Here is a 14,595-nt window from a genome sequence, read left to right as displayed (position 1 = left end):
CCTGCACATACCCCCGCATTCCTCCAACCTATTGCTATTGATTTTCACGTCCAATAGTGTGCCTATGTATGAAGCATTACACACTTTCCCTCTGCGCGGTGCTCTCTGCCGCGGCAGTAGCCATTACCTCCTGTTCCGCCCCCACCGAAGAGGAAAAGGACTCCCTGCACTCCCACGGCCACGCGCACAGCGAGGAGGACCACGCTCACGAGCACGACCATGAGCATGAGCACGGCCATGACCACGCCGGGCACTCGCACGAAGGTTTCGAAGCCGAGGAGGGCGAGACCGAGGTAGCCCAGCTGCCCACCCGCATTGTCATTTCCCACGCGGAGGGTCTGCGAGCTTATGACGCCAAGACCGGCAAGGTAATCGGCGAGGACAAAATGAATGCCTTCCTGCGCCTGAGCGATGCCGGCGACGACCGCCACGTCATGGTCACCAAAGGCGATAGCTTCCTCACCTACGACACCGGGCGCATCACCAAGGGCCACGGCGATCACAACCACTACTACACCGCTGAGCCTTCGCTTGGCGACGCCACTATTAACGCACCCCATGCCGGCCACGTGGTCCACCACGACGGCTTTACCGCACTGTTTTCAGACGGCGATGGAGTAGCGAAAATTTACAAGACCGAAGACATTGGCAAAGACGATGCCCAGCCGGTCAATACCGTAGACACCGGCGCCGCACACCACGGCGTGGCTGTACCGCTGAAGGATGGCTCGGTAGTTATCACCAAGGGAACCGAGGACGAACGCCATACTATCCAGCATCTGGATAAGGAGGGCAAGGTCCTTACTGAAACCACCGAGTGCCCAGGCGTGCACGGCGAGGCCGCCGCTGGAAACGGCAATATCTTCTTCGGCTGCGAGGACGGCCCTGTAATCTTCGATGGCACAAAGTTCCACAAGGTGGACGCCTCCGCCTATGCCGGCGCAGGCGGCTACCAGCGCTCGGGCAATGCTGCCGGTTCGGAGGAATCCGATGTCATTCTGGCCGATAATAAGACCGACGAGGATGCAGAACTCGAGCGCCCCACCTCCGTAACTCTGGTGGATACTAAGGACTTTTCCGCGAAGAAGGTTGACCTCGATGCTTCCTATTGGTTCCGCTCCCTGGCCCGCGGCCCGCTGGGCGAGGCACTGGTGCTCACTACCGACGGCAAACTCAACATCATCGACCCAGATTCCGGCGAAATCACCTCGCAGATCGATGCCATCTCCAGGTGGAAGGAAAATAAGGAATGGCAGCAGCCGGGGCCCATCCTGCAGGCTGCCGATGGCTACGCCTTTATTACCGACGCCCAAAAGAAGCAGCTCGTGGTCATCGACCTCCTCCAAGAAAAGGAAGTCAACCGTTTCGACCTCGACATTGAGCCCACCGAGATGACGGTGCTCTAGCTACAGCACCACGGCGCCGCTGGCGGGTCCATGGGTAGCCACACCCTTGGTTCCGGGAATCTCTACCGTCACTTGGGAGACCACTTCCTTAGCCTCCTCTGCCCCAGCACAGAGGAAGGCACAGGTCGGACCACTGCCGGAGACAATGCCCGCGAGGGCTCCGGCGGCCACACCCGCCTCCAGCGTCTTACGCAGATCCGGGCGCAGGGAAAGCGCCGCCGGCTGCAGGTCATTATGCAAGTGCTCTGCCACCCGGTGCGGGTCGCCTGAGATGAGCGCCTGCGATACCGCCGCGGTATCCATGTGCGGCGCGCCGCCGCGACCCTTTTCTCGCATTTCATCCAGCTTGTGAAAGACCTGCGGGGTAGATAACCCGCGGTCCGAGGCGATGAGCGCCCAATGGTAGGTACCGCGCGCCATCATCGGGGTAAGCTGCTCGCCGCGCCCCGTACCGAGCGCGGTGCCACCCAACAGGGTAAAGGGAACATCCGAGCCCAACGCCGCGCCTAGCGCGTCCAGAATCGGCTCACCTACCGAGTCGATGTTGTAGTAGCCGCCATAGCAGCGCTCGGCTAAGCGCAGCGCGGCGGCCGCATCAGCAGAGCCGCCCGCCATGCCTCCGGCGGTAGGGATGGCTTTGTGGATTTCCAGCGCTACCTCCGGCAGCGCCTTCGGCCCATGGGTGGTGTATAGGTACTGCATGATGCGGTTAACCGCGGTCCACGCCAAGTTTGTATAGTCCTCTGGCACGCCCTGTGCATGAGGGCCCGTAACCTTTAAGCCTTGAATGCGCGGCTTATCCACCTCGGGATTTCCCAAGTCCGTGAGCGTCACGGTGTCATGCAGCTCCAAAGACTGAAAGACACTGGCGAGCTCATGGAACCCATCCTCGCGCGGTTCCTCCACGCCGAGGTGAATATTGACCTTGGAGTGAGCGCGCGCGGTATAGACGAATGGTTCGTTATCTAGCGGTGCACTCATTTAGATTCCTGCCAATCGTACGAAGTCCTCTACGGCAAGCTTTTCACCGCGCTGCTTCGGATCGATATCCGCCGCTCGCAGCGCTTCCTCGGCCGCGGCACCCGAACCAAAGTGGCCAGACAATGCCGCGCGGAGGGTCTTGCGGCGTTGGGCAAAGGCGGCGTCGATAACCGGCCAGACATTAGCCCGCGACTCATCGGTGATCGGCCAGGGAGCATTTTCAAAGACATCGATGCGCACCAGCCCGGATTCAATATTGGGCGCGGGCCAAAAGACGTTCTTGCCAATCGTGCCTGCCTTGGAGACCTTGCCATAAAAGCCCGCCTTGACCGAGGGCACGCCATAAACCTTGCTGCCCGGCTGGGCGGCGAGACGGTCCGCCACCTCCAGCTGGACCATCACCAGCACGCGACGAATGGAGGGAAATGTCTCCAACAAATGCAGCAGAACCGGCACAGCGACGTTATACGGGAGGTTGGCCACGAGGGCAGTCGGCTCCGTGACGTCAAAATCCGTTACGCGCAACGCGTCCTTTTCCACTACGCGCAGGCGCTGCGCGTATTCAGGGGCGCGCTCGGCCACGGTATCGGGCAGCTGCGCCGCCAGGCGGGAATCAATCTCCACCGCGGTCACGTCCCCCACGGCCTCAACCAAGCCAAGGGTCAGCGAACCCAGTCCGGGGCCTACCTCGAGGACGCGATCTGTGGGATCCAGCTCCGCCGCAGCGACGATGCGCCGGATGGTATTCGGGTCATGCAGAAAGTTCTGCCCCAACTTCTTGGTGGGCACGATGTCGAGCTTCTCCGCGAGGGCGCGGATCTCAACGGGACCCAAAAGCGCGGCGCCGGTGGAATTAGTCATGCCTTCTAACTTAGTAGAAGAGACAAAAAGGCCGCACACCACAGTGGGTGTGCGGCCAAGAAGCGCTGCGGTTTAGCGCAGGCCCAGCTTGGAAGTACATGCCGGCCATGCGCCCCAGCCTTGCGCTGCCTGCACCTTTTCTGCCACGGCAATCTGCTGCTCGCGGGAAGCCTGCCATGCCTCCGGTGCATACTCAGTACCGCCGAATGCTGCCCAGGTGGATGGGGTGAACTGCAGACCACCGGAGAAGCCGTTGCCAGTATTAATAGCCCAGTTACCGGTGGCCTCACACTGTGCAATGGAATCCCAGACGGAGCCATCTGCCACCGCCGGAGCAGCAGCACCGGAGTTGCCACCCTTCTCCGGCTTTTCCTCCTCGGACTTCTTGGTGCCGCGGGCAATGGTGGCAGCCTTAGGCTCGACGGTCACCTTTTCCTTGATGACGTCATTGGATTCCTTAGCGCCGTCCTTCATTACCAGCTTGTGGGTAATAACACGCTTGCCCTTAACGCCTTCCTCGCGGACCTCTTCGGTGCCCTCTTCCAGCTCCGGGTCATCGACAAAGTTGGGCTCGGCGTCAAACTCTTCTTCCGAGTCATAAACGGTGGTAGAAACCTGGTCCACCTTGATGGACATGCCTTCGGTAACCTTGGTCTCCTTGGACGGGAAGACGCGGTCATCGTCATCAACGTCGATATTGCGGGCTTTGAGGACGTCCTCGACGGTCTTAGCGGCAATCTTGGTGTAGGTTACCTTGCCGCCATCATTAATCTTGACGATCTTCGGGGACACAACCTCAAGGTCCATGCCCTCTTCCAGCTGGGCGTCCTCGTCCACGTCGGCATCGCCAGACTTCACAGAAGCACCCTTGACCACGCCGTTGAGGTTACCCAGCAGGTCAGAAACGGTGAGGTCGGTGGTGGACAGCTGCTGCTGCACACCGTCGATGGTCACGGCCACCGGCTTGGCGGTGCGCACGGAAATCTCATCGCCATCACCCACGGATTCGGACGGGGCCGGGGAGACGATGTCTTCCTCACTCACCTGCACGCCGGCTGCCTCCAGCGCGCCGTCGACATCCTTGGCAAAGGTAGCCAACTCCACCTTGTCGCCGTTGATGTCCACGGTGACGTCCTTTTGTGCCGCAACGGCTACCACGCCGCCGACGGCCAGGGTGCCCAATACGCCACCCGTTGCCAGACGCAGTGGCAGCGAGCGGGAGTTATTGAGGCGCTTGATCTGATGAGGTGACATGCTGAATGAATCTCCGGTAGTGCAGGTTTCAACAATTACAAGAGTTTAGGTCAGCAAAGAAGTCCACGCAGGCAATTCCCTTGCTCAGATCCGCTGCTGCCGCACCGAGGGTGGCGCTGCACGACCTTAGAACCTAAACGAACGATTAATAACGATACGATAACAGCAAGATAAAGTCGAGGGCTAATCCACCACACGCCTCACTGGCCACACAACCGCCACACCAAACACCCCCGCCACGTCTGACCAGCGGGTTTTATTTTTGTGAAAACCATCACCTAGGCGTTAGCGAAGGCCGTAAACGCGATCAAAAGTGTCGTTTACCTCCGCCGCTAACGCCTGCACCGTCTGGTGGCGAACGCGAGCGATGCATTCATATGTGTGCCCAATAAGAGCCGGTTCATTGCGCTGGCCCCGGTAGGGCTCTGGCGTCATATATGGCGCATCGGTTTCCACCAGAAGCTGGCCAGCCGGCGCCTTCGCCGCCGCCTGCCGCAGCTCGGCGTTGCGCTTGAAGGTGACGTTACCGGCAAAGGACAATACGTAGCCGCGCTCCAAGGCTTCCTCGGCTACCTTCAGCGGCGAGGAAAAGCAGTGCAGCATAACGGTGTCGGGTGAGGGGGCGTCGGCAAGAATGCGCATTAAGTCCGCATCCGCCTCGCGGTTGTGAATCATCAAAGTCTTGCCATGGCGCACCGCGAGATCAATATGCCACCGCAGAGATTCCTCCTGTTGGGCCATGGTCGCGGTGGTCTCCGGCTCGTGCTGCACCCAGTAAGCATCAAGGCCGGTCTCTCCCACCGCTACGCAGCGCGGATCCGCCACCATTTCCTCCAATGCCACCTTGGTGGGTGCATCCAACTCGTTGGCGCGCACTGGGTGAATGGCACAGGCGGCATAAACATCCGGAAAGGAATGTGCAGTAGCCAGCGCCGCTGCCGATTCACGGCGGTCATCGCCCACCGTCACCATGCGGCTAATACCGGCGGTACGCGCGCGATTGACCAGCACCTCATCGGTGTCCTTGTGAGAAAACAGATGCGTATGCGCATCGATGAGGCCGCTTAGGCCCGGTGCTGGAACGGGAGTGGGACGTCGCTTCTTTTTAGCCATGTAGGCAATTGTAATATTGGCTGCCATGTTGATCAGACCCGCTGGCCTTGCGGATGTGCCCGCCATGACCGAGACCCTCAACTGGGCCATCGAGCACACCGACGTCATTTTCCGCACGACCCCGGCTAGCATCGCAGAGCGCGAAGCCTACCTGCGCCACATCTGGGAAGAGGGCTGCCCGTGCCTCATCGCGGAGTCCGATTCCGGCGCCTACCTGGGGTGGGCTCTCTACCATCCTTACCGCGATCCGCAGGTGTGGACCGGCTGCTATGAGACGACCATCTATCTCTCCCCCGCCGCTCAGGGCCAGGGCGTAGGCACTGCGTTGCTTGGCACCTTGGTAGATGCGGCCCGCGCCGATGATAAGGTCCATTCCTTGCTCGCCCTCATCGTTTCCACCAATGCGGCATCACTAAAGTTGCATGAAAAGTTCGGGTTTGAAAACGTGGGTACTCTTAAAGAGGTTTGCTACAAGTTCGATCACTGGTTGAGCCTCACCCACCTACAACTTCTGGTGTAAAGGAATTTCTATGCATATCCGTCCTGCTGAGCTTGCCGACGCCCCCGCGCTCACCGCCATCTACAACGCCGGCTCCGCAGCGAAACCCGCCGCTAACCTGGTCACGTGGCAAGAAGATGTCTCTGACCGCGAAGAGTGGCTCAAGGAGATGTTTCAGGCCGGCTCGCCGGTCTTTGTAGCCGTGCACGATGATGAGGTCATTGGCTGGGCGGCCTACTTCCAGTTCGTGACCCCCGCCATCTATTACGGCACCGTGGAAGATTCCGTCTACATTGCCCCCTCCGCTCAGGGCAAGGGCGTGGGCTCCGAGCTTCTCGACGCCCTCATGGACTTTGCCGCCGACGATGCCTACGTGCAGACGATGATCACCTATATCGTCGATACCAACGAGGGTTCTATTGCCCTGCACAAGAAATTCGGCTTTACCGAGACCGGCCGTATGCCAAATATCCATACCAAGGATGGCGTCCGCCTCGGCTTGGTGCACCTCCAGCGCGATTTCGAGCGCTAAACCACCCTTCCCGGCAAGGATTCGGGTATTTCGTGCTCCTTTTCTTGACCGGAATGCAGAAATGGCCGCGTTATGCCCTTTTCTTTGTTGAAAAGAGACAATAACGCGGCCGTTTTAGGTGCTGTTACTTAGTAACAGGCGCCCACTCTGGGCCTGTCTCGCCCAACTCTGGGTCGAGCTTAGAGATGAGCGGCTTCGGCTTGGCCAAGGCAGTGCCCGGCTCTACCTGGATGCGCTCCCACTTTGCCTGCTGCTGAGTGTAGTCACCCATGATGACCGGATACTCATGACCCTCTGGCGGCAAGCCAGCACCAACGAGCTCTACCGGGATATCGTCCTTGACATCATGGACCTCCGGCTGGGCTGCCCACACACCGCTGCGGCCCAAGGTTTCATGGACCTTTTGCGCGGTAAACGGCAGGTACGGCGTGAGCATGACATTGCAGTCAGAAACCACCTGGAGAGCAGTCCACAGCACGGTAGCTAGGCGCTCGCGCTGGGTCTCATCCTTAGCCAACTTCCATGGCTCTTGGTCTGCAATATAAGCGTTGGCTTCGCCGACGACGTGCATGATAGCGGTAATCGCCTGCTTGAACTTGGACTGTTCCAGCAAAGAACCGGCGGTCTCGAAGGTCTCTTCCGCCAGCTGCAGGATTTCCTTATCCTTTTCTTCCAGCGCTGCTGGTGCTGGAACCTCACCGAAGTTCTTAAACGCCATAGAAACGGTGCGGTTAACCAGGTTGCCCCAGCCATTGGCCAGCTCATTATTGATACGGCGGACAAATTCATCCCAGGTAAAGTCCGTGTCGTTATTTTCCGGACCAGCCACGGCGATGAAGTAGCGCAGGGCATCTGGGCCAAACTCCGCCAAGAAATCCTTGACATAGATGACAACGCCCTTGGACGAAGAGAACTTGGAGCCGGACATGGTCAAGTACTCAGAGGAGACAATTTCCGTTGGCAAGTTCAGCTCGCCGTACTGGTGAAGCTCACCGCCCTTGTTGCCCTTGCCGGCATAGCCCAAAAGCTCGGCGGGCCAGATCTGGGAGTGGAAGGTGATGTTGTCCTTGCCTTGGAAGTAATAGTGGCGGGTCTCCGGGTTCTGCCAGAAGTCCTTCCAGGCTTCAGGCTGACCAGTGCGGTATGCCCACTCGATAGAGGAAGACAGGTAACCGATGACCGCATCGAACCACACGTAGAGCTTTTTGGCGTTATTGTCCTGCCAGCCCTCGACGGGGATCGGGATGCCCCAGTCAATATCGCGCGTCATGGTGCGCGGGCGCATATCCTCCAGCAGGTTCAGGGAGAACTTCAAGACGTTCGGGCGCCAGTCCTCACGGGTGGACAGCCACTTGTGCAGCTCATCCTTGATGGAGGGCAGATCCAGTAGGAAGTGCTCGGTTTCAATGAACTTCGGGGTCTCGCCGTTGATCTTGGATACGGGGTTAATCAGGTCCACCGGGTCGAGCTGGTTGCCACACTCATCGCACTGGTCACCGCGGGCGCCATCCGCGCCGCAGATGGGGCAGGTGCCCTCAATATAGCGGTCCGGCAGGGTGCGCCCGGTAGACGGCGAAATAGCACCCTGGGTGGTCTCTTTGAGCATGTAGCCATTGGCATACAGGCCCTTGAAGAGTTCCTGTACCACGGAGTAGTGGTTACGGGTGGTGGTCCGAGTAAAGAGATCGTAGGACAGGCCGAGGTTGGCTAGGTCAGTGACGATCTGGCGGTTGTAGCGGTCTGCGAGCTCGCGAACGGACACGCCTTCTTTGTCCGCTTGAACCAATAGCGGAGTGCCGTGCTCGTCCGTACCGGAGACCATGAGTACGTTGCGGCCACGCATTCGCTGGAAACGTGCGAAGACGTCAGAAGGAACACCAAAGCCGGCCACATGGCCGATGTGGCGCGGGCCGTTGGCATAGGGCCAGGCAACATTTACTACTACAGACTCAGTCATGGGTTCTACTGTATCGAAGCCAGCTCGTGCCCACACGATTAGGGCAGACAATTACCCCGCAGGTGAACCGCATTTTCAGAACAAAGCGCCCACCGCTTCCCCACTGCTGAGGAAACGATGGGCGCTATGAAAGCAACCGCAAAGGACGCGAATTACTTGCGCTTCATCGGGTGCTTCAGACGCTCGTTGCGGCGCTTCTTAAGTACCTGCGTGCGCTGGTATTCGCGGTGCAGGCGGCGCTCGCGAGCCATCTTGCGCTGGAACTGCTGTGCCTCGCGGTACTCGAGGTAAATAACATCCTCGCTCAGAGCCTTGTAGATGGCGAACATCAGGCCAACGACAATGAACAGGAACGGCAGTGCAGCGACGATGGTGACGTTCTGCAGGTTAGACAGCGCGTCTTCATTAGCCAAGAGCAGGGTCAGGCCTACCAAGGCAGTCAGTGCGCCCCATGCCGCGGATAGCCACGGCTTAGCGGTAGAAGCACCATTTTGGGACATAGAGCCCATAACCGTGGACGCAGAGTCTGCAGAGGTGACGAAGAAGGTAGCCAGAAGGACCGCTGCAACAATACCGGCAACGAAGCCACCGGGCATGGACTGCAGGAGATTAAACAGCTCTTCCTCAGCCGACTCGCCGGTAATGGATTCGCCGTTTTGCTCCATGTGGATAGCAGTGCCGCCGAAGATAGCGAACCACAGGGTGGATACGCCGGCTGGGATGAGCAGGACGCCCAGGCAGAACTCGCGGACGGAACGGCCACGGGAGATGCGTGCCAGGAACATGCCCACGAATGGGGACCAGGAAACCCACCATGCCCAGTAGAAGATGGTGTAGCCGGACAGCCACTCACCGGCGGTACCGTTTTCGGACTCGGCGGTGCGGCCGATCATCTCGGTGAAGTAGTTGAGGTAGTTACCAATGGAGCCAGGAATCTGGTTGAGGATGGTAACGGTCGGGCCCAAGATGAACACGAAGATCGCCAGCACTGCGGCAAGGACCATATTCGCATTGGAAATGTACTGAATACCCTTGCCCACACCGGACATCGCGGACAGGAGGAATGCGAGGGTAAGGACCAGCACGATGCCGATAACCACGGAATTGGTGGGGTTATCGATGATTCCGGATGCCTTCAAGCCGGCCTGAATCTGCAGGGCACCCAAGCCCAAAGAGCAGGCGGTACCGAAGACGGTAGCGAAGATAGACAGGATATCGATGAACTTGCCTACCGCGCCGTTAGCGTTACGCTCGCCGATGAGCGGCACGAAGGCCTGGCTCAACAGCTGCCTGCGGCCAATGCGGAAGGTGGAGTACGCGATGGCCAAGCCAACAATGGCGTAGACCGCCCAGGGGTGCAGCGTCCAGTGGAACATGGCATAGGCCATGGATGATCCAACGTTGCCAGTTCCCTCGCCCGGGGTGCCGTCACGGTAGTTAGCCAGCGGCTCGGAAGCGCCGTAGAACATCAGGCCAATACCCATGCCGGCGGCGAACATCATGGCAATCCACGATGGTGTGGAAAATTCCGGCTCCTCATTAATGCGGCCCAACTTGATGGAGCCGAACTTGGAGGCGGCAATAAAGACAACGAACACCACAAAGACGGTGCCGAAGAGGATATAGGCCCAACCGAAGTTGTCCACGACCCAGGTCAGGGCCGAAGAAGAGAAGTTGGCAAAGTTATCCGGGGCGGCCAGGCCCCACACAACGATCGCGGCGACCAGAACACCGGCGATGCCCACGATGGACCAATCGATTGGCATATTGTCACGATCCGCTGCGACTTCCACCTCAGGATCGTCATAGCGCTCCGGGTGGAAACCATCGGAGTGAATCATATCCTGAAGCTGGCCGGTGGCAGATTGTGCATCCAGCTGTTCGTCTACAGTCTGATAATTCTCAATAGGCTGACCGCTCGAAGAAGCAGAAGCCGGCTGCGCCTGTGCGCCGACCGGTTTCTTTCCTTCTTCTGGCACGCCTGTGCCCATATTTTCCGAGTTTGTCATGAGCTATACAGTGGTGCGGAACTACTCAATTATCAAACGAAGCACGTAGAAACTTCGCTGCTCAACACCGTTTCCCAGGGATTTTCCACGATAATTTGAAGGGATTTTACGCTTCGTTTCCCCATGTAAATACCGCTTTAAGCCGCCCACACGCCCGAGCACTATAACAATTCAATTACAAAGCCCCCGTTAGTGAAGCCATCTACGCGCGCTACGGGGTGTGACGTAATCGAATAGGCGGTAGGGACTAGTCCTTGCGGGCTGCTAAAGCGGCATCATAAAGCTCGCGATTAGAGACCTCGGTGCCTTTGGCAACCTGCTTGCACGCGTCCTTCAGCCGCATCCCTGCCTCCGCTAGCTCGAGCGCCTTGGGCACCAAGTCCGCGGCGGTAGCGGCAGCGGCCGTACCGCCCTCGATCACCACGGTGATCTCTCCCCGAGCGCCGTCTACTGCCCACTCGGCAAGCTCGCCCAAATTCCCGCGGCGGATTTCCTCATAGGTCTTGGTCAGTTCCCTGCACACCGCGGCCGGGCGGTCGGCGCCGAGAATTTCCGCTGCTTCGGCCAGGGTTTCGGCCACGCGGTGAGGAGATTCGAAGAATACAATGGCTCGCTTTTCGTTGCGCAGTGATTCCAGCCAGGCCTTGCGGGGACCGGGCTTGCGAGGAGGAAAGGCGTCGAAAAGGAAGTGCCCCACGCCCAGGCCCGAAAGCGCCAGGGCCGTCGGCACTGCGGACGGGCCGGGAAAACAGGTCACAGGAATATCGCGCTCGGCCGCCGCGGCCACAAGGGACAGGCCTGGATCAGAAATAATCGGCATGCCGGCATCGGTGACGACGAGGACGGTGCCTGACGCGGCGGCGTCGATAAGCTGCTGGGCTCGGTCCTTTTCATTGTGATCAAAATTGGACACCACCCGCCCGGAAATCTCGATCCCTAAGGCCTGGGCCAGATTACGCACGCGCCGCGTATCTTCGGCCGCGATGACGTCCGCATGCTGCAAGGCATGCATTAAACGCGCGGAGGCATCTCCTACGTTTCCCAGCGGCGTGGCGGCGAGAATTACCCCGCGCGGTAGTGGATCCAGACCTAAAACAGACATACCTCTAGCATTCCATACTCTCTAATGCGCGGTCGCGCTACGTTGTCGCCTAGACTCAACCAAGTGACTATTGCTACCGCTGCCCCATCGCGCACCACGCACGACACCGTGGCCCCGCCAGCACCCCGCGCCTATCAGTGGGGCAAGGCTGACTGGATAAGCACTAGCGTCGTCGGCGTCCTTGCGCTCATTACCCGTTTTGTCGGACTTACTGCGCCCGTTTCCAAGGGCACGCCCGTCTTTGATGAAAAGCACTATGTTCCCCAAGCCTGGGACATGGTGCGAAGCTGGGATAACCTTTTTATCGGCGGCATTGAAACCAACCCCGGCTACGGGCTGGTGGTTCACCCACCGCTGGGCAAGCAGATCGTGGCACTTGCCGAATGGATCTTTGGTTATTCCCCTCTGGGCTGGCGTTTTATGACGGCCCTCTTCGGTGCAGCCACCGTGCTCTTGACGATGTCCCTGGCCCGCCGAGTCTCTTTATCCTGGCAGGTGGCAACCCTAGCTGGCCTCATCGCCGTATTTGATGGCGTGCTCTTGGTCTCCTCCAAGTTCGGCATGCTGGATATCTTCCAAGTCTTTTTCGTTGTAGCCGCCGCCTGGGCGCTCGCCCGCGATCATAATCAGATGCGTGAGCGCCTCCACAACGCGTTTTTGAAGGGCGGGATGGGCTCTTCCGCCTTTGGCCCGCGCTTTGGATTCCGCTGGTGGCGCCTCCTCGCAGGTGTCTGCCTTGGTCTTTCCCTGGGCGTGAAGTGGTCCGGCCTGTACTTCATCATGTTCTTTGGTCTGATGTCCGTCTTTAGCGACCTTGCCTTGCGCAAGCGCTATGGGGTACGCCGCTATATCCTCGGCACCCTGGTGCGCGATACCCCTGCTGCCTTGGCCTCCCTCGTGCTCGTGCCGGTACTGCTCTACGCCTGGACCTGGCGGGCTTGGTTTGCCTCCGAAACCGCCGTGTACCGCCATGCCAAGGTGGATGGCACCATCGAGGATGGATCGTGGCTGCTGAACCTGCCTGATTCCTTGGCCGGCTGGTTCTACTATCACTCCTCTGTCTTGGAATTCCATGCCAGCCTAACCTCTTCCGGCGGCCACCATCACCCGTGGGATTCCAAGCCCTGGGCTTGGCTCGTGGCCGCCCGCCCCATCTTGTACTACTCCTCCACCGACCTGCAGTGCGGTGATGGCAGTAACGAATGTCGCAAGATGCTCTACCTCTTTGGCACCCCAGCCATCTGGTGGCTGGTCATCCCGGCCGTATTGTGGGGCCTGTGGTCGCTCATTATTCGCCGCAACCGCGCTTTCCTTATCCCCTTGGTGGGCTTTGCGGCAGGCTTCTTGCCCTGGCTCGCGGCCTTTGACCGCCAAATGTACTTCTTCTACGCCACGGCTTTTATCCCCTTTGTCATCGTGCTTATTGCGTTAGCTTTAGGCCAGCTCATCGGGCATGGCAGGCCTGTGCGGTGGGGATGGCTGAAGAACTTGGCCGGCGGCCCCGTACGTTGGGGTACCATCGCCGCCGTGTTCTACCTAGCCCTGGTAGTGGCAATGTTCTTCTACTTCTCCCCCATTTTGTACGGCTACAAGATTCCAGATTCCTGGTACCACTCCATGATGTGGCTGCCGAGCTGGACCTAACCCCGCCTGAACGAAGTTTATTGCGGCTGTGCGTTAAGAGACTTCCACCACGCGCGCACCAGGTAGCCCCTTTTCGCCGCCCAGGCCCACGCCAGGCTAAGAGTCGCAAGCGCAGTGGCGATAAGGAAATACACCTGCTCAATGGTTACGGTACCCAGCGCTATATCGCGCATGCCAAAGCCGAAGACGAAGGCAAACATCGTGGCCGATACCGGAAGCAGTCCGGTGACCGCTGCGGGGCGCCAGGCGCTGAAGAATAGACCACAGGCCATGCCAAAGCGCACTGCCGCGCCCTCCATCAGCAGGTTGGCTCGCTCCGGATCCGCAGTGGGATCTAGAACTTTTCCTTCCGCACCCAACGGTACGAGCCCGGAGGCGTGCACGATGAGCACCACCGCCCAGATCGCAAAGATGACGCCCATAAGAACCATGGCGGCACGAGCAACCGTAAGGTTGGCTTGACGAGCGCTGGAGGTACGCCGCCATTCCGGTTCCACGCCGGCCAAGATGACATCAGAAAGATCCGTAGGAGGCGCCATACCGGAATCCGCAGGCTCCACAAAGCTCAATGAACGCGATAGCGCGGCCGCCTTATCGCGGAATGCGCGGCATTCGGCGCAGCTTTCCAGGTGAGTATCAATAACGTCCTGGGACAGGTCGGAGTGCTCTCCATCCATGTGCGCGGAGATTGCCGCCTGAACCTGGCTATGCGTCAACATTGCTGAGCACCCCGTCCATGCTGGCTCTACCGGAGCCAAAAATTACGATCATCAGCAGGGATAACAGCAATACCAGTGGGTATTCGATTCCGCCGTCGGCAGCAAATAGACCGTGGCCCAGGTGCACGAAATACAGGGCACACCCCATGAGCAATGCGAGTGCCCCGGCGACAAAGGTGGTGAGCAGACCAACGACGAGGAATGCACCTCCGGCCATCTCTCCTATGGCGGCGATATAGCCGGAAAGCTGTGGCTGTGGCACCCCTAGAGCGGAAAATTGCCCCACGGTTTCATCCATGCCGGTCATAAACATCTTGTCCACGCCGTGTGCGATAAAGATTAATCCGAGGACCGCTCGAAAAATAAGCAGTGCGGCATCGCGTACGGCAGGTCTATTCATGCTGAACAGATTACCCTGAACCCCTCGCCCGATGCGAAGGCAATGGACTACACCTATACTCCTGGGAAATTCGCCCTTTGGCGGGGGAAGGAAAAGACCACGGCCGCGCGGGCTGTTT

General features: G+C 59.2%; 13 protein-coding genes. 4 read left to right on the top strand and 9 right to left on the bottom strand.

Going from position 1 to position 14,595, the window contains the following annotated elements:
• Positions 1-68: 68 nt before the first annotated feature.
• The gene (locus QP324_RS03925; protein WP_284814583.1) at positions 69-1,406 is read left to right on the top strand and encodes a hypothetical protein; all 1,338 of its coding nucleotides are present in this window, start codon (positions 69-71) and stop codon (positions 1,404-1,406) included.
• On the opposite strand, the gene QP324_RS03920 is transcribed toward QP324_RS03925, so the two are convergent.
• The 4 genes from QP324_RS03920 to QP324_RS03905 form a co-directional block, all read right to left on the bottom strand.
• Entirely contained in the window at positions 1,407-2,387 is a 981-nt protein-coding gene (locus tag QP324_RS03920; protein ID WP_284814582.1) for a 4-(cytidine 5'-diphospho)-2-C-methyl-D-erythritol kinase, read from the bottom strand.
• The gene (gene rsmA, locus QP324_RS03915; protein ID WP_284814581.1) at positions 2,388-3,248 is read right to left on the bottom strand and encodes a 16S rRNA (adenine(1518)-N(6)/adenine(1519)-N(6))-dimethyltransferase RsmA; all 861 of its coding nucleotides are present in this window, start codon (positions 3,246-3,248) and stop codon (positions 2,388-2,390) included.
• Between the two features lie 72 nt (positions 3,249-3,320).
• Complete coding sequence (locus tag QP324_RS03910; RefSeq protein WP_239273875.1) at positions 3,321-4,502, bottom strand: resuscitation-promoting factor; 1,182 nt, start codon at positions 4,500-4,502, stop codon at positions 3,321-3,323.
• A gap of 285 nt (positions 4,503-4,787) precedes the next feature.
• A complete protein-coding gene (locus tag QP324_RS03905; protein WP_239273874.1) occupies positions 4,788-5,642 on the bottom strand; it encodes a TatD family hydrolase in 855 nt (284 codons plus the stop codon).
• Between QP324_RS03905 and QP324_RS03900 the strand changes: the two genes are divergently transcribed.
• Both QP324_RS03900 and QP324_RS03895 read left to right on the top strand, forming a co-directional pair.
• Complete coding sequence (locus QP324_RS03900) at positions 5,641-6,135, top strand: GNAT family N-acetyltransferase (RefSeq protein ID WP_284814580.1); 495 nt, start codon at positions 5,641-5,643, stop codon at positions 6,133-6,135. The genes QP324_RS03905 and QP324_RS03900 overlap by 2 nt on opposite strands.
• A gap of 10 nt (positions 6,136-6,145) precedes the next feature.
• A complete protein-coding gene (locus QP324_RS03895; RefSeq protein ID WP_284766863.1) occupies positions 6,146-6,646 on the top strand; it encodes a GNAT family N-acetyltransferase in 501 nt (166 codons plus the stop codon).
• A gap of 124 nt (positions 6,647-6,770) precedes the next feature.
• Here the strand turns inward: QP324_RS03895 and metG are convergent, their stop codons facing one another.
• The 3 genes from metG to rsmI form a co-directional block, all read right to left on the bottom strand.
• On the bottom strand, positions 6,771-8,603 hold the full coding sequence (metG, locus tag QP324_RS03890) for a methionine--tRNA ligase (RefSeq protein WP_284814579.1): 1,833 nt from the start codon (positions 8,601-8,603) through the stop codon (positions 6,771-6,773).
• A gap of 152 nt (positions 8,604-8,755) precedes the next feature.
• Positions 8,756-10,612, bottom strand: coding sequence for a BCCT family transporter (locus QP324_RS03885; RefSeq protein ID WP_284814578.1), 1,857 nt, complete (start codon positions 10,610-10,612; stop codon positions 8,756-8,758).
• Between the two features lie 247 nt (positions 10,613-10,859).
• Complete coding sequence (rsmI, locus tag QP324_RS03880) at positions 10,860-11,714, bottom strand: 16S rRNA (cytidine(1402)-2'-O)-methyltransferase (RefSeq protein WP_284766860.1); 855 nt, start codon at positions 11,712-11,714, stop codon at positions 10,860-10,862.
• A gap of 24 nt (positions 11,715-11,738) precedes the next feature.
• Between rsmI and QP324_RS03875 the strand changes: the two genes are divergently transcribed.
• Entirely contained in the window at positions 11,739-13,358 is a 1,620-nt protein-coding gene (locus tag QP324_RS03875; protein ID WP_198492750.1) for a dolichyl-phosphate-mannose--protein mannosyltransferase, read from the top strand.
• Positions 13,359-13,375: 17 nt separating this feature from the next.
• On the opposite strand, the gene QP324_RS03870 is transcribed toward QP324_RS03875, so the two are convergent.
• Both QP324_RS03870 and QP324_RS03865 read right to left on the bottom strand, forming a co-directional pair.
• Entirely contained in the window at positions 13,376-14,077 is a 702-nt protein-coding gene (locus QP324_RS03870; protein WP_284814576.1) for a zf-HC2 domain-containing protein, read from the bottom strand.
• Complete coding sequence (locus tag QP324_RS03865) at positions 14,064-14,477, bottom strand: DoxX family protein (RefSeq protein ID WP_049379053.1); 414 nt, start codon at positions 14,475-14,477, stop codon at positions 14,064-14,066. The genes QP324_RS03870 and QP324_RS03865 overlap by 14 nt, the downstream gene beginning before the upstream one ends.
• Between the last annotated feature and the right edge of the window lie 118 nt (positions 14,478-14,595).

This window comes from Corynebacterium sp. UMB0012 (assembly GCF_030216265.1).
Classification (GTDB): domain Bacteria; phylum Actinomycetota; class Actinomycetes; order Mycobacteriales; family Mycobacteriaceae; genus Corynebacterium.
The sequence above is the reverse complement of the archived record's forward strand: the minus strand, read 5'-3'. Positions and strand labels throughout refer to the sequence as shown.